General features: G+C 59.0%; 11 protein-coding genes. 6 read left to right on the forward strand and 5 right to left on the reverse strand.

What is annotated here, in order from left to right:
* Nucleotides 1–238 precede the first annotated feature (238 nt).
* Together CLM71_RS15895 and yieE are read right to left on the reverse strand one after the other, a co-directional pair.
* Nucleotides 239–1,711, reverse strand: coding sequence for an amino acid permease (locus CLM71_RS15895; protein ID WP_105231844.1), 1,473 nt, complete (start codon nt 1,709–1,711; stop codon nt 239–241).
* Between the two features lie 168 nt (nt 1,712–1,879).
* Nucleotides 1,880–2,758: a DNA-binding transcriptional regulator YeiE gene (gene yieE / locus CLM71_RS15900; protein WP_105231845.1), complete on the reverse strand. Its 879-nt coding sequence runs from the start codon at nt 2,756–2,758 to the stop codon at nt 1,880–1,882.
* A gap of 171 nt (nt 2,759–2,929) precedes the next feature.
* Between yieE and CLM71_RS15905 the strand changes: the two genes are divergently transcribed.
* The 3 genes from CLM71_RS15905 to nfo all read left to right on the forward strand — a co-directional run bounded on the left by CLM71_RS15905 (nt 2,930) and on the right by nfo (nt 7,097).
* Nucleotides 2,930–4,876, forward strand: coding sequence for an acyltransferase family protein (locus CLM71_RS15905; RefSeq protein ID WP_234008589.1), 1,947 nt, complete (start codon nt 2,930–2,932; stop codon nt 4,874–4,876).
* 146 nt (nt 4,877–5,022) lie between these two features.
* Complete coding sequence (locus CLM71_RS15910) at nt 5,023–6,099, forward strand: YeiH family putative sulfate export transporter (RefSeq protein WP_105231847.1); 1,077 nt, start codon at nt 5,023–5,025, stop codon at nt 6,097–6,099.
* Nucleotides 6,100–6,257: 158 nt separating this feature from the next.
* Nucleotides 6,258–7,097, forward strand: coding sequence for a deoxyribonuclease IV (gene nfo, locus CLM71_RS15915; protein ID WP_105231848.1), 840 nt, complete (start codon nt 6,258–6,260; stop codon nt 7,095–7,097).
* A 65-nt stretch (nt 7,098–7,162) separates the two neighbouring features.
* Here the strand turns inward: nfo and fruA are convergent, their stop codons facing one another.
* From fruA to fruB, 3 genes are read right to left on the reverse strand one after another with little or no spacing between them, the layout of a single operon-like run.
* Nucleotides 7,163–8,854, reverse strand: a complete 1,692-nt coding sequence (fruA, locus tag CLM71_RS15920; protein WP_105231849.1) for a PTS fructose transporter subunit IIBC — start codon at nt 8,852–8,854, stop codon at nt 7,163–7,165.
* An 11-nt stretch (nt 8,855–8,865) separates the two neighbouring features.
* Nucleotides 8,866–9,807 carry a 1-phosphofructokinase gene (gene fruK, locus CLM71_RS15925; RefSeq protein ID WP_105231850.1) on the reverse strand — a complete coding sequence of 314 codons (942 nt, stop codon included), beginning with the start codon at nt 9,805–9,807 and terminating at the stop codon, nt 8,866–8,868.
* Entirely contained in the window at nt 9,804–10,940 is a 1,137-nt protein-coding gene (fruB, locus tag CLM71_RS15930; RefSeq protein WP_105231851.1) for a fused PTS fructose transporter subunit IIA/HPr protein, read from the reverse strand. The genes fruK and fruB overlap by 4 nt, the downstream gene beginning before the upstream one ends.
* A gap of 247 nt (nt 10,941–11,187) precedes the next feature.
* On the opposite strand from fruB, the gene CLM71_RS15935 reads away from it, so the two are divergent.
* The 3 genes from CLM71_RS15935 (at nt 11,188) to torA (ending at nt 15,514) form a co-directional block, all read left to right on the forward strand.
* On the forward strand, nt 11,188–11,610 hold the full coding sequence (locus CLM71_RS15935; protein WP_105231852.1) for an NUDIX hydrolase: 423 nt from the start codon (nt 11,188–11,190) through the stop codon (nt 11,608–11,610).
* 255 nt (nt 11,611–11,865) lie between these two features.
* Nucleotides 11,866–13,020, forward strand: coding sequence for a NapC/NirT family cytochrome c (locus tag CLM71_RS15940; RefSeq protein WP_105231853.1), 1,155 nt, complete (start codon nt 11,866–11,868; stop codon nt 13,018–13,020).
* Between the two features lie 13 nt (nt 13,021–13,033).
* A complete protein-coding gene (gene torA, locus CLM71_RS15945; RefSeq protein ID WP_105231854.1) occupies nt 13,034–15,514 on the forward strand; it encodes a trimethylamine-N-oxide reductase TorA in 2,481 nt (826 codons plus the stop codon).
* Nucleotides 15,515–15,573 lie beyond the last annotated feature (59 nt).

Here is a 15,573-nt window from a genome sequence, read left to right on the forward strand (position 1 = left end):
GGGTACCTGTTACGACGACATCACCGCCCGCGGCGGCGATAAAAGAATCTGGAAAGCATCATTTCGGGGATGCTGCGGACGTCAACAATAGAGCAAACGATAATACTTATCAATCACGTCGATGACTATGCCGCGTGAGGGGGAATTTGTAACGAGGTATGCATCAGAAAAGGAAAAAAGTCAGGCGGGACAAAGAGTAAAAGAACGCGGCGCATAACGCCGCGTTCCGCAACAACCCTTATTTAAACGTCGGGAATTCCATATCGCGGTACTTCACGAAACGGCTGCCGCGCACCAGCTTATAGCCGAACCAGATGATCAGGAACAGCGGAATGCCGATATAGGTGGCGGTAACGCCGTACCAGTCGATCTTGTCTTCCAGGAAGGCCTGATAGTTCTGCCCCAGCGTGATGATCAGGCACAGAATAAAGGCAAAGACCGGGCCCAACGGGAAGAAACCGGAACGATACGGCAGCGCATTCAGATCATGCCCCTGCAGCATATAGCCGCGGCGGAAACGATAGTGGCTGATGGCGATCCCCAGCCAGGCGATAAAGCCGGTCATACCGGAGGTATTAAGCAGCCACAGGTATACCGACTGGTTGCCGAACATTGAGCTCAGGAAGCACAGCGCGGCCACCACCGTGGTGGCATACAGCGCGTTGCGCGGCACGCCGCCTTTCGACAGTTTACCGAAAATGCGCGGCGCCTTGCCCTCACGCGCCAGGGTAAACAGCATACGCGTCGAGGCGTACATGCCGGAGTTGCCCGCCGACAGCACCGCCGTCAGGATTACCGCATTCATCACCGCCGCCGCCGACAGCAGGCCGGCATGCTGGAACACCAGCGTGAATGGGCTGACGCTGATGTCTTTGACATCGTTACGCAACAGGCTCGGATCGGTATAAGGAATAATCAGGCTGATGATCAGGATCGCAAAGATATAGAACAGCAAAATACGCCAGAACACCTGACGCACCGCCCGCGGGATGTTTTTCCCCGGATCTTCCGACTCACCGGCGGCGATGCCGATAAGCTCAGTCCCCTGGAATGAGAAACCGACAATCATCGCCACGCCGATCATCGCCGAGAAACCGCCGGCAAACGGCGCGTCGCCGATGCTCCAGTTCTGCCAGCCGGCATGCTCGCCGCCTTTCAGAATGCCGACAATCATCAGGATGCCGATGATAATAAAGATAATTACGGTGGTGACCTTGATCAGTGAGAACCAGTATTCCGCTTCGCCGAACCCTTTTACTGAAATGTAGTTCAGCAGGAACATGACGCCGAGGAACAGCGCGCTCCAGATCCAACCCGGCGTATCGGGGAACCAGTAGCTCATCACCAGCTGCGCGGCCACCAGGTCGACCGCGATGGTCACCGCCCAGTTGTACCAGTAGTTCCAGCCCAGCGCGAAGCCGAAGCCCTCTTCCACATATTTGGCGCCATAGGTGGAAAACGAACCGGCCACCGGCATAAACGCCGCCAGTTCGCCCAAGCTGGTCATCAGGAAGTAGACCATCAGGCCGATCAGCGCATAGGACAGCAACGCCCCGCCGGGGCCGGCCTGTGAAACGGTAGCGCCGGAGGCGACAAACAGACCGGTACCGATAGAGCCGCCGATGGCAATCATGGTTAAGTGCCGCGCTTTTAACTCGCGGCGGAGTCCGGGTTCTTGCTGCCCCGATGTTTTTATATCCTGCTGAGCCATTCTTACCCTATCTGCTCGTCCAAAAATTGAGGGCGGATTGTAGCAAATACCCGCCGGCGCACTAGTAACATTCCAGTGATATAAGATAGCTTCATAATTCAGAGGCAATTATTAGCAACACCCCTAATACCCTGACTTCCTGTCAGTTATGTGACGCAACACAGATTTTTATGCTTCGGCAGGCGGCAAACAGTAGCTGAGAAAACGCTGCAGCGCGTTGGAGATATGCTTCTGGCGATGATGGATCAGATACAGGGTACGGATCATCGGCGGCAGCGGCACCGGCAGTTCCACCAACGCGCCGCTCGCCAGCTGTTCGGCGATCACCCGGCGTGACAGACAGCTGATACCGATGCCATGACGCACCGCATGTTTGATGGCCTCAGAGTTGCCCAGCTCCATCACCAGTTGGAAATGCGGCAGATGCGCCAGCAGCAGATGGTCCAGCACTTCACGCGTTCCCGAACCGCGCTCGCGCAGGATCCACGGCGCTTCGGCCAGTGCCGTCAGGGTCAGCGGCTGCCGGGTCAGCGGGTTGTCGGGCGCGGCAAACACCACCAGCTCATCCTCCAGCCAGGGCTGAGTCACCAGTTCCGGCATATGGCACGGCCCTTCGATCAGCCCCAGGTCAACGCGAAAATCCGCCACCGCGCTAATCACGTCCTGACTGTTGCCGACGTTCAGCTCCAGCGGCGTGGCCGGAAAATCCTGCCGGTAGCGCGCCATCATCGCCGGCAGCATATAGTTGCCGATGGTGCTGCTGGCGGCAATGCGCAGCGCCCCGCCGTCGTGGCGAAACAGTTGCTCAATCTCACCCGCCTGTTCCAGCAGCGCCAGCGCCTTGGGATACAGTAGACGGCCGTGCTCATTCAATACCAGCCGCTTGCCTACCCGGTCGAACAGCTGCACGCCGAGTTGCCCTTCCAGATCGGCCAGCGCGGCGCTCACCGCCGACTGGGACAGCGCCAAGACCTGCGATGCCTGGGTCGTGGAGCCGCTTTTCAACACCTCGGTGAAGACGGCCAACTGACGTAAAGTGATATGCATAACGGTCTCAGTACAATAAATGGAAGGAGCAAACGGCCAAAATAGACGAATAACCTTACCGCAGCGTCGCGGATTCGCAAGCCCTGTCTTGACGCACCGGCACCGGGCAGGCTGAGCTTAATCCTATTTTATACATTATCACTCCCAATCGACTGTAACGCTCTTCAAATAATGTTAACGATTTGCTTATACTTTCGCATCATTTTGCTTACTTTAGGTGGGATTGTGAAATATAGAGCAGATATCGACGGGTTACGGGCGCTCGCCGTTCTGCCGGTCATCGCATACCATATGGGATTTCCTGGCATTCCCGGCGGATTTACCGGTGTTGATATATTTTTTGTAATATCCGGTTATTTAATTTCCGGTATTATCTTCCAAGAGTATATTAAGGGTGATTTTTCTTACGTAGACTTTTATAAACGCCGCAGCTTAAGGATTCTCCCCCCTTTATTTGTCGTTTTACTCGTCACGCTGGTTATCGGTTACCATATTCTGCTACCTGTGCAGGTCGCCGAATTGGGAAAAAGCGCGCTGGCCACAACGTTATTTTCCTCAAACTTTTTCTTCTTTAGTCAAACCGGTTACTTCGACGGCCCCGCAGAATTAAAACCCCTGCTTCACACCTGGTCGCTGGCGGTTGAGGAACAGTTCTATATTCTGTTCCCGATTATTTTATTTACCGCATTAAAATTCTTCCGCAACCGCACTACGATGATGATTGTACTTATTATCATCGGCTCCTTTATGCTCAGCCTGCTGGGGTTGAAGTTCCAGCCAAGCATGACTTTTTATATGCTGCCGACCCGCGCCTGGGAATTGGCGCTCGGCGCCCTGCTGGCGGTTGGCGGATTGGAACAGGCCGCTTTTCTGAAAAAATCTGCAACCCGCCACGCTTTAAGCCTGCTGGGGTTGGCGCTAATCGTATTTGGTTTCCTGTGGTTGGATACCACCAAAAAGTTCCCGTCATATAATGCCCTCTACCCGTGTGTAGGCGCATTTCTGATTATTATTTCCGGCCGCGATGCCATCATCAACAAGATCCTGGCAATCAAGCCGATTGTGTATATCGGTATGATCTCTTACTGCCTGTACCTCTGGCACTGGCCGATTATCGTGTATACCAATATTCTGTTTGACGGCGCGCTGTGGCAAAAAAGCCTGCTGGTGCTTTCCAGCACCTTTATTCTGGCGATTGCTTCCCGTTATCTGATCGAAATTCCGTTCCGCTATAAACTGAAGAACGTGCCGTCAAAACGTATTGTTACCGCTTCAGCCGCCAGCGTGGTGCTAGCCGCCTCGCTGACGTCGATTATCGGCTACTGGCAGTATGACAACGGCAGTTTCTCCGATAATTCGTTAAAAATTGCCGATTACATTAATTACCGCACCACCGACGAATACAACTATCAATACCGCTTCGGCGAATGCTTTATCAATGGTGAAGTGGGCGCGACGGGCAATTACAACAAAGAGCACTGCCTGAAACTGTCCGACACCAAAAAGAACGTCGTACTGATCGGCGACAGCCACGGCGCTCACCTGTGGCGCGCCATCAGCCTGGCGGCGGGTGAAAACGTCAACCTGATGCAGGCCACCGCCTCCGGCTGTAAACCGGTTACCGAACAAAAGTTCAGCAACCGCTGCACCGCCATTATGGACTATGTCTATAAAGATTTGATTATCAATAATAAGATCGACGGCGTCATCGTCTCTGCGCGTTGGAATGAACACGATAAGCCGGCGCTGATCAACACCATCAACTACCTGAAGCAACACACCAAGAACTTCTACATCCTGGGGCCGACCGTAGAGTATAAAGGGCCGTTGCCGGAACTGTTGGCCTATCAGGAAAATGGCGATCCGGCGCTGGCCAGTCGTTCCGTCGTGAAAAGCCGTAAACTGATGGACAGTGAACTCAAAGCCCTGTCTACCTCGATGAAAACCAACTACATCTCGGTTTACGATTTGATCTGTCCGGGAGATCGCTGCCTGGAAATGACAACCAGCGGGCAACCTGCCGCCTTCGATTATGGCCACTTTACCCTGAGCGGAGCGAACTACGTTGCGAAGGGCATCGTCGCGCAGCTCAACAGTAACCACTTCTTTTTCCAATAACGTCGACGTTAAAACCGGGGCCGCACATCGTGCGGCCCTTTTTATTTACCACTTATTCAGATTGATTATAACCATATAATCAATTTCTCTTTTATAGCGCCACGCCCTACTCTTGTCCGCAGAGAATCAGAGAAAGGACCTGAGCAATGGCGACTGAAACAACAACAACCTATCCTGAACGGCGCTTCCCGTTATTGGGCCTGCCGCGTCTGGTGCCCGGACTGGCACTGACCGCCGCGTTAACCGCGCTCGCCGTCTGGGCGGGCGACGTACCCTGGATAGCCGGGCTGGGCCTCGGCGCGCTGACGCTGGCCATTTTGTTCGGCATCGTGATAGGCAATACGCTGTATCCCTGGCTGCAACCCAGCTGCCACGCCGGCGTACAACTGGCGAAACAGCGCCTGCTGCGTCTGGGCATTATCTTGTACGGCTTCCGTTTAACCTTTCAGCAAATCGCCGACGTCGGCGCCACCGGCATTCTGATCGATGCGCTGACGCTGAGCAGCACCTTTCTGCTGGCCTGCTGGCTGGGTAAAAAGGTGTTCGGCATCGACAGCCAGACCGCCATGCTGATCGGCGCCGGCAGCAGCATCTGCGGCGCGGCGGCGGTCATGGCCACCGAACCGGTGCTGAAAGCCGAGTCCAGCAAGGTAGCCGTTGCGGTATCCACCGTGGTGGTGTTCGGCACGCTGGCGATCTTCGCCTATCCGTGGCTGTACCATTTAAACCTGCAGTATCAGTGGCTGCCGTTCAGCCAGGAAACCTTCGGTATCTATACCGGCTCGACTATTCATGAAGTAGCGCAGGTGGTAGCCGCCGGTCATGCCATCGGCCCGGACGCCGAAAACGCCGCGGTAATCGCCAAGATGATCCGCGTGATGATGCTGGCCCCGTTCCTGCTGCTGCTTTCAGGCTATATCAGCCGCAGCAGCGGCGCCGGCAAAGCGGAAAAATCCGCCATCACCATCCCGTGGTTCGCCGTGCTGTTTATCGCCGTTGCCGGGTTCAACTCCTTCAACCTGCTGCCGGCCGCGCTGGTGCAGCAGTTGATTACCGCCGACACCTGGATGCTGGCAATGGCGATGGCGGCGCTGGGCCTCACCACCCATATCAGCGCCGTACGTCAGGCGGGGGTCAAACCGATTCTGCTGGCAACCCTGCTGTTTATCTGGCTGATTGTCGGCGGCGGCGTGATTAACCAGGCCGTGCAGCATCTGTTCTAATCGCCTCCCGGCAGGTCCGTAATTCGGGCCTGCCCCCTTCCTGCCATTCAAACCGCCGTCCATCAATGCCATAATGGCAGTGCGACACCCTCGCCGGTTCGACCGCTTCGCTCAGGAGACGGCAGGAACTGGCGCGGGGTTAACACAGGAGATTGCAAATGAAGTTTGTCGGTGCACATGTCAGCGCGTCAGGCGGCGTGGATCAGGCGGTTATCCGCGCACACGAATTAGAGGCGACCGCGTTCGCCCTGTTCACCAAAAATCAGCGTCAATGGAAAGCAGCACCGTTGTCTGCCGAAGTTATTGATAAATTTAAGAGCGCCTGCGCGCGTTATGGCTATGGCCCGGGGCAAATTCTGCCGCACGACAGCTATCTGATTAATCTGGGGCACCCGCTGACCGAAGCGCTGGAGAAGTCCCGCGCGGCCTTTCTCGACGAAATGCAGCGCTGCGAACAGCTGGGGCTGACGCTGCTGAACTTCCACCCCGGCAGCCATCTGATGCAGATTGATGAAGACAAGTGTCTGGCGCGCATCGCCGAATCCATCAATATCGTGCTGGATCAGACTGAAGGCGTGACCGCGGTGATTGAAAACACCGCCGGCCAGGGCAGTAACCTGGGGTTTAAATTCGAGCATCTGGCGGCGATCATCGACGGCGTGGAAGACAAAAGCCGCGTCGGCGTCTGTATTGACACCTGCCACGCCTTTGCCGCCGGCTATGACCTGCGCAGCGAAGAAGCGTGTGAACACACCTTTAAGCAGTTGGGAGAGGTGGTCGGCTTCAACTATCTGCGCGGTATGCACCTGAACGATGCGAAAAGCGAGTTCAACAGCCGCGTTGACCGCCACCACAGTCTGGGAGAAGGCAATATCGGCAAAACGGTGTTCAGCTATATTATGCGCGATGCGCGCTTCGATAATATTCCGCTGATCCTTGAAACCGTCAATCCCGATATCTGGGCGGAAGAGATTGCCTGGCTGAAAGCCCAGCAGTAACCGGCCGCAGCGATAAAAAAACCGGAAGCCAAAGGCTTCCGGTTTTTTATGGCCGCAGATCTGACTCAGGCTTCCGCTTTCACCGCCACGTCGGCGCGTTTGACCAGCGCGTAGGAAATACCCGCCAGTAGCGTGCCGGCAACGATCGCCAGCAGATACATCAGCACCGGTGAAATCGCGCCCGGGATCAGCAGGACAAACAGGCCGCCGTGCGGCGCCATCAGCTTGGCGCCGAACATCATGGACAGCGCGCCGGTCAGCGCACCGCCGGCGATGCAGCACGGCAGGACGCGCATCGGGTCACGCGCCGCAAACGGAATCGCCCCTTCACTGATAAAGCACAGCCCCAGCACCAGCGCCGCCTTGCCGCCTTCCTGCTGCGACTTGTCGAATTTACGCCGCGCCAGCAAGGTCGCCAGCCCCATTGCCAGCGGCGGTACCATGCCCGCCGCCATAATGGCCGCCATCGGCGCATAGACCGAGGAACTGAGCAGCGCCACGCCAAACGCGTAGGCCGCCTTGTTGACCGGGCCGCCCATATCGGTGCACATCATGGCGCCCAGAATCGCCCCCAGCAGCACCGCGTTCGCCGTACCCAGCGACTGCAGCCAGTGGGTCAGGCCTTCCATGATTCTCGCGACCGGCGTACCAACCACATAGATCATCACCAGACCGGTGATCAGGCTGGCGAACAGCGGAATGATCAGGATCGGTTTCAGCGCTTCCATACTCGGCGGCAGACGCAGCTTGCCGCTGATGGCTTTGGCGACATAGCCCGCCAGGAAACCGGCGATAATCCCGCCGAGGAAGCCGGCGTTGGTGCTCACCGCCAGCATGCCGCCGATCAGGCCCGGCGTCAGGCCCGGACGGTCAGCAATGGAGAAGGCAATATAGCCGGCCAGTACCGGCACCATCAGCGCCAGCGCCGAACCGCCGCCAATCTGCATCAGCGCCGCCGCCAGCGTGCCTGGCTCTTCAAACGCCTTGATGCCGAACATAAAGGACAGCGCAATACACAGGCCGCCCGCCACCACCATCGGCAGCATATAGGAGACCCCGGTCAACAGGTGGCGATACGGCCCGTTGCCCTCTTTCTTCTGCGCGCCGGCAGACTGGGCGGCGCCGCCTTTCTGCGGCTGAAACACTTCCGCTTCCGCCAGCGCCTTGTCCAGCTCCTGCGCGGTTTTCTTCAGCGCCAGCCCGGTAGAGGTGCGGTACATCGGCTTGCCGGCGAACTTGTCCAAATCCACTTCGATATCAGCGGCTACCAGCACCAGATCCGCCTCGGCCACCTCTTCCGGCGTAATGGCATTGCCGGCGCCGACGGAGCCGCGGGTTTCCACTTTCACCCACCAGCCACGTTTCTTCGCTTCGCTTTCAATCGCCTCGGCGGCCATAAAGGTGTGCGCCACGCCGGTCGGACAGGCGGTCACCGCCACGATACGTTTTTGTCCGCTGGCCTGCGCCGCAACCGGCGCGGCGGCCGGCGCCTGATACGGCGCCGCGTCGCGTTTGGCCTGCGCCAGGAAGGCGTCGGCATCACGCACCGCGTGTTCAACATCGCCCAGATACACGGCCTTGCCGCTCAGCGCTTCGTCCGCCGGCACGGCCGCCCCGGCGACCACCACCAGTTCGGCCTCCGCCGGCGCATCAACCAACTGCAGGCCGGCTTTGGCCGCCGCAGCGCTGAGCATGCGTTGCGCCAGGTGCCCGCGCGCCTGCCCCTGTGAACTGTCAATTATCAGCAGCGTTTTCATTCTGCCTCCTGCTATTGATTAAAAGGTTTCAGGTCGACGCGCGCCATCATCGCGGCCAACTGCGGACGATCGGTGATGCCTACGTTGCTCTGGCTCACGGCCAGGGCGGCGACCGCGGTCGCCAGGCGCAGGGTGTGCTCGCTGGATTCGCGCATCAGCAGGCCGTAGATCAGCCCGCCGACCATCGAATCGCCGGCACCGACGGTGCTGACCACTTCGCAGGACGGCGGCTTGGCGATCCATTCGCCGGAAGCGTTCACCCACAGCGCGCCTTCGGCGCCGAGAGAAATCACCACGTGAGCAATGCCCTGATCGCGCAGCGCATGCGCCGCCTCCACCACATCCTTCAGCGTCGGCAGCGGGCGGCCGGCCCAGATTTCCAGTTCGCGGCGGTTAGGCTTCACCAGCCACGGCGACGCTTTCAGCCCGGCGACCAGCGCCTCGCGGCTGCTGTCGAAAATAATGCACGGACACTGGGTGCGCAGGCGGGTCATCCAGTCGGTAAAGGCTTCCGGCGCCACGCCGGCCGGCAGGCTGCCGCTGACCGCCACCATATCGAACTGGCCGAGCCAGCTCAGGGAATCCGTCACAAAACGTTCCCAGTCCTGCGGCGTCACCTCAAAGCCGGAAAAGTTAAAGTCGGTCACTTCGCCGTCTTTTTCCGTCAGCTTGACGTTAATGCGGGTGCGGCCCGGCACCACCTGAAAACGATTGGCGATGCCCAAATCGCTGAACAGCAGTTGGAAGCCGTCCTGATTATCTTTGCCGAGGAACCCGCCGACGGTCACGTCGATGCCCAGATCCTTCAGCACCTTGGCTACGTTAATGCCTTTGCCGGCGGCGTGCAGACCGGCGGTTTTCACCCGGTTGACTTCGCCGCGCTCAATCTCGGGGCAAAAGCCCACCAGATCGTAAGCCGGGTTTAACGTAATGGTTGCGACTCTTCTGCTCATGCCACACCCTCGCCCAGTCCGCTGCCGATGGCTTCACCAATCGCCGTCAGCGCCGCTTCAGCATCTTCTCCGCTGGCGGTAAAGCGCAGGTGGTGACCTTTCTTCACCCCCAGCGCCACCACTTTCATCAGGCTGCGTCCATTGGCCGGTTTACCACTGCCGTCCAGATTGGTGACGGTAATATCGCAGTTAAACTGTTTGATCACGTTCACCAAGGCGGTGCCCGGACGGGCATGCAGACCGTGTTCGTTACGAATCACATATTCGGCGGTCAGCACTTCGCTCTGTTCCGCCACCTCACTGGTCAACAACGCCAGCACGCCGGCGGCATCCGCCTTCAGCAGACGTTCAGCTTTTTGCGCCAGCAGCAGATCGCTGAGGTAGTTCAGCACCGTCAGCGGCTGCTCATCGGCGACCGCCACGGTCAGCAGCAGCGCTACCGGCTCGCCGTCTTCGGTAAACGCCTGTGCCGGGCGGCTGACCGTCGCCGCGCTACTCAGGTTGCCTTCGTTGCTGTCGCTCAGCCAGATGCCCTGCCCCAAATTCAGCGGCTTGCGGGTAATCACATCGCTGACGAAGTTTGCGTCCACCGCGCCAATCTTTTGCAGACGGCCGGCGTTCAGCGCCTGCAGCGTCATCAGGCTGTCGGCGCTGACGTCCAGCGCAATCAACGAAGCGTCAAACTGGAATTCAGCCGCCTGTTTCTCGCCCATCAGCAGGCTGCGCAGCTCTTCCGCGCTGGTGGTCTGCGCCAGCTGTTGCGCAACGTTGTCATCGCTCAGCACATGGGTCAACTGACGCAGCAGCGCCAGGTGCTCATCGGAACGGGCGGCGATGCCGATCACCACATAGGCGGTCTGGCCTTCACCCCACTCAATGCCCTGCGGATACTGAAAGACCTGCACACCGGTGTTCAGCACCAGATCGCGCGTGTCGGTGGTGCCGTGCGGAATGGCAATGCCGTTACCCAGGAAGGTGGAGGTTTGCAGCTCGCGCTGCAGCATGCCGTCGACATAGGCGGCGCTGACGCAGCCGGCCTCGGTCAGTGCGGCCGCCACCTGCCGGATGGCATCCTGTTTGCCGCCGGCGGCGGCGGCGCCCAAGTGGATGTCTTGCTGTGACAACTGGAACATGGTTCTCCTCTCCTGCTGAATTGAATCGTTTCAGCTTTATTGAGAAAAAGGAGCGTTATCTATCGAAAAACAATCGGTCTGATAACGCTGAAACGTTTCAATCAATATGTGAGGCGCACTAGCTGAAAGCAAGCTTTGCCGCGTTTGATATGATAGATTTTTGAGCTTACGCACATTTTTCCCTCGCTCCGCACGCGCGAACGGGCGGAAAAGGCAGATTGCTGAAGTTTAGCTGAAGGAGAAAAGCATGGCGGTGTTAACGGGCATCGGGGTGATTATCGTCAACCCACAGGGGGAAGTCTTGGTGGGCAAACGCTGCGGCAGACACGCGCCCTACTGGTCGATTCCCGGCGGCCATCTGGAGGCCGGCGAAAGCTTCGAACGCTGCGCCCAACGCGAAGTGGCGGAAGAAACCGGGCTGCATATCGCCACACCGCAGTTTGTCGGCGTATGTAATAACCTGCAAACCTGGCGCGAAGAAGGCAAACACACCGTATCCATCTGCCTGGTCACCGCACACCCCGGCGGCGAAGCGGTGCTGAAAGAGCCGGAAAAGTGTGCCGAATGGCGCTGGTGCCGGCCGGAGGCGCTGCCCGAGCCCCACTTTGAAGCCAGCCGCATGGCGATCTACCTCTGGCAGCACCAACTGGCCTACCACGCCCCACACTGATCGCCGAACATCACGCTTTGGCAACAAATCCGTGATACCCGCGCCATCTGTTTCGTCACCGTTGTTCACAACAGCGTGATATATCAGCGATATATCACGCTGCTTTTTCCTGAAAGTGTCACTTTTACCGCTAATAACCCTAATGTGTTAGGTGACTTTAATGATAACCTTTATAATCTCGCGGTTATAACGGCCGAAAGAGCCGGTTTTCAACGCGTTTTTATCGGGCATTTCATCATTATAAGCGGGTTTACTATGAGCAAAAAACTGACGAACAATGAAAAGCGACGCCGGTGGGGATGGTTATGGCTGTTACTGCTTGGCATTGTGCTGGGCGCGGCGCTGCTGGCCGCCACCGCCACCGTGTTCCATAAAACCAGCGACAGCGAATTTTGCGTCTCCTGCCACAGCATGCAGCAGCCCCTGGCGGAATATCAGGGCAGCGTACACTTCCAGAACCCTAAAGGCATCCGCGCCGAATGCGCCGACTGCCACGTGCCACATCAGCCCATCGACTATTTATGGACCAAGATCCGCGCGGTCAAAGATATTTATGGCGAAATGACCGGGGTGATCGATACGCCGGAGAAATACGAGGCGCATAAACTGGCGATGGCGCAGTCGGTCTGGAAGACGTTGAAGGACAATGATTCCGCCACCTGCCGCTCCTGCCACAGCTTTGACGCCATGGACATCACGGCGCAACGCCCGGAAGCGCGTCTGCAGCATCCGGTCGCCATCAAACAGGGCGAAACCTGTATCGACTGCCATAAAGGCGTCGCCCACATTCTGCCCGATATGAGCGGCACCACCCAGGCTGGCGCCGCCGAACTGGCGCAGGCTGCAGCGGCAAGTTCGCCAAGCGCCACCACGCTGTACACCATCGCCACCGAGCCGTTCTTCCTGCAGCCGCAGGATAGCCACAACGCCGGCAACCTGATGCCGTCCACCGAGGTGCACGTGATCAAACAGGACGGCGACAAGGTGCTGGCCCAGGTCGACGGCTGGCAGCAGGACGGCGTCAGCGAGGTATTTTATGCCGCGCAAGGCAAACGCATCCTCAGCGTATTGCTGGGTGAAGAGGCGCGTAAACAGCTGAAAACTACCGATACCCTGACCGATGCGGAAACCGGCCTGGTTTGGCATCAGGTTTCCCTGCAGGTCTGGCTGCCGCGCAAGCAGCTGATTGATGACCAGCAAAAAATCTGGCGCTACAGCGCGGAGATGATGTCGGCCAACTGCACCGGCTGCCACGGTCTGACCGCCCTTGACCGCTTCAACGCCAACCAGTGGATCGGCGTAATCAAAGGCATGGCGCCGCGTACCTCATTGACGCAGGAACAATTGCGCGTGCTGACCCAGTACGTACAGAAACACGCCAGCGATATGCCACCGGCGGCCAAGTCTTAAGGGAGATACGAAGATGAGCAAATATTTACAACAGCCGTTAACCCTCAGCCGCCGCCGCTTTCTGACCGGTGTCACCGCGCTGGCCGCCGCCCCGCTGCTGGCGGGCCTGTGGCCAAAATCCGCGCTGGCGCAGGCCATCAGTCAGGCTCTGCCGCAGTTTACGGCGCTGCGTCAGGCGCAGAAAGGCATTCTGACCGGCGCCCACTGGGGCGCCTTTGAGGCCATCGTGCAGGACGGCAAAATGGTCGGCGTCCAGCCGGTAAAAGACGACCCTTACCCGAACGAGCTGATCGCCATGGCGCCCTATCAGGTGCATGCGGAAAACCGCGTGAAATACCCGATGGTGCGCAAAAGCTGGCTGGAAGGCGGCCCCGGCAGCCGCACCGATCTGCGCGGCCATGACGAGTGGGTGCGCGTCAGCTGGGAGAAGGCGATTGAGCTGGTGTGCGGCGAAATCACCCGCCTGCAAAAAGATCACGGCCCGCAGTCGATCTACGCCGGCTCCTACGGCTGGAAGAGCGTCGGCATGCTGCACAACAGCCGTACGCTGCTGCAGCGGCTGATGAACCTGACCGGCGGCTTCCTCGGCTATGCCGGCGACTATTCTACCGGTGCAGCGCAGGTGATCATGTCGCACGTGGTCGGCTCGATGGAAGTTTACGAGCAGCAGACCGCCTGGCCGAACGTGGTGGAGCACAGCCAGCTGGTGATTCTGTGGGGCTGCAACCCGATGGTGACGCTGAAAAACAGCTGGAACGTGCCGGACCATTACGGCCAGACCGGTTTTGCCGCGCTGAAGCAGAAAGGCACCCGCGTCATCAGTATCGACCCGGTGCACAGCGACAGCGCCAAATTCGTCAATGCGCAGTGGATCGCCCCGCGTCCCTATACCGACGGCGCGATGTTGCTCGGCATCGCCCACACCCTGCTGACGGAAAAGCTGCATAACGCCGACTTCCTGAACACCTATACCGTTGGCTTTGACAAATTCAGCGCCTACCTGCTGGGCGATGACGACGGCGTCGCTAAAACTGCCGACTGGGCCGCCGATATCTGCGGCGTGGAAGCCGAGGCGCTGCGCCAACTGGCGCGCGATATGGCCGGCCACCGCACCATGATCATGGGCGGCTGGGGCATTCAGCGCCAGCACCACGGCGAACAGCAGCACTGGCTGCTGGTGACCGTGGCGGCAATGCTCGGCCAGATCGGCCTGCCGGGCGGCGGCTTCGGCTTCAGCTATCACTACTCCTCCGGCGGCAGCCCGACGGCCAAAGGCGGCATCGTCGCCGGGATTTCCGCCGGCAACGCCCCGCGCAACTCGCCGACGCCGATTCCGGTGGCGCGCATCGCCGACTGCCTGGCCAATCCGGGCAAAACCATTCAGTTCAACGGCGCAGACGTCACCTATCCGGAAGTGAAGATGGTGTATGTGGCGGGCGGCAACACCTTCCACCAGCATCAGGACACCAACAATCTGATCAAGGCCTGGCAGCGGCCGGACACCATCGTGGTCAACGAACCGTACTGGACCGCCACCGCCAAATATGCCGATATCGTACTGCCGGCCACCACCAGCTATGAGCGCAACGACCTGGAAATGGGCGGCGACTATTCGCAGCTGTATGTGTTCCCGATGCACCAGTGCGTACCGCCGCAGCACGAGGCGCGCAGTGATTTTGATATCTTCGCCGCCATGGCGGCCAAGCTGGGTGTGCAGGAAGCCTTTACCGAAGGCAAAGACGAAACCCAGTGGCTGAAAGGCATGTATGACGATATGAAACAGCAGGCGCGCAACGCCCGCGTCGCCCTGCCGCCGTTCGATATGTTCTGGCAGTCCAACAACTATGTGCGCTTCCCGGTGCCGGAGGCCAACACCCAGTGGGTGCGCTTTGCCGACTACCGGGAAAACCCGCTGCTGAACCCGCTCGGCACGCCGTCCGGCAAGATAGAAATCTACTCCGACGCCATCGCCAAAATGCACTATCAGGACTGCCGCGGCATGCCGAGCTGGATGCCGCCGCACGAATGGTATCGCGGGCCGGAAGCGGAAAAATACCCGCTGTCGCTGAATACCGCGCACCCGGCCAACCGCCTGCATTCGCAGCTCGATAATACGCCGCTGCGCCTGAAACTTGCCGTGGCCGACCGCGAAGCGATCATGATCAACCCGCAGGACGCCAAGGCGCGCGGCATCAGCGAGGGCGATCTGGTGCGCGCCTTTAACGACCGCGGCCAGATCCTGGTCGGCGCGCGGGTCAGCGAAGACGTGCGTCCGGGTGCGGTGCGCATCAGCGAAGGAGCCTGGTTCGATCCGGCCGATCCGTCGCAGCCTGGCTCCCTCTGCAAGAACGGCAACGTCAACTGTCTGACGTTCGATATCGGCACCTCCAGCCTGGCGCAGGGCAACTGCGGCCAGATGGCGCAGCTGGAGATCGAGAAGTATCAGGGAGAACCGCCGAAAAACACCGCGCATGCGGTGCCGGCCGGCGCCTGATGCGGCATTAGAGGGCAGAGAATCACGGGGCGCTGGTGACGGCCCCCCGTTTTTTATCT

This window comes from Serratia sp. MYb239 (genome assembly GCF_002966855.1).
GTDB classification, from domain to species: Bacteria; Pseudomonadota; Gammaproteobacteria; order Enterobacterales; family Enterobacteriaceae; genus Serratia_B; species Serratia_B rhizosphaerae.

Excerpts from the sequence above, each read along its gene's own strand:
- CLM71_RS15895 (WP_105231844.1), bottom strand. The coding sequence starts at position 1,711 with ATGGCTCAGCAGGATATAAAAACATCGGGGCAGCAAGAACCCGGACTC.
- yieE (WP_105231845.1), bottom strand. The coding sequence starts at position 2,758 with ATGCATATCACTTTACGTCAGTTGGCCGTCTTCACCGAGGTGTTGAAA.
- CLM71_RS15905 (WP_234008589.1), top strand. The coding sequence starts at position 2,930 with ATGTTAACGATTTGCTTATACTTTCGCATCATTTTGCTTACTTTAGGT.
- CLM71_RS15910 (WP_105231847.1), top strand. The coding sequence starts at position 5,023 with ATGGCGACTGAAACAACAACAACCTATCCTGAACGGCGCTTCCCGTTA.
- nfo (WP_105231848.1), top strand. The coding sequence starts at position 6,258 with ATGAAGTTTGTCGGTGCACATGTCAGCGCGTCAGGCGGCGTGGATCAG.
- fruA (WP_105231849.1), bottom strand. The coding sequence starts at position 8,854 with ATGAAAACGCTGCTGATAATTGACAGTTCACAGGGGCAGGCGCGCGGG.
- fruK (WP_105231850.1), bottom strand. The coding sequence starts at position 9,807 with ATGAGCAGAAGAGTCGCAACCATTACGTTAAACCCGGCTTACGATCTG.
- fruB (WP_105231851.1), bottom strand. The coding sequence starts at position 10,940 with ATGTTCCAGTTGTCACAGCAAGACATCCACTTGGGCGCCGCCGCCGCC.
- CLM71_RS15935 (WP_105231852.1), top strand. The coding sequence starts at position 11,188 with ATGGCGGTGTTAACGGGCATCGGGGTGATTATCGTCAACCCACAGGGG.
- CLM71_RS15940 (WP_105231853.1), top strand. The coding sequence starts at position 11,866 with ATGAGCAAAAAACTGACGAACAATGAAAAGCGACGCCGGTGGGGATGG.
- torA (WP_105231854.1), top strand. The coding sequence starts at position 13,034 with ATGAGCAAATATTTACAACAGCCGTTAACCCTCAGCCGCCGCCGCTTT.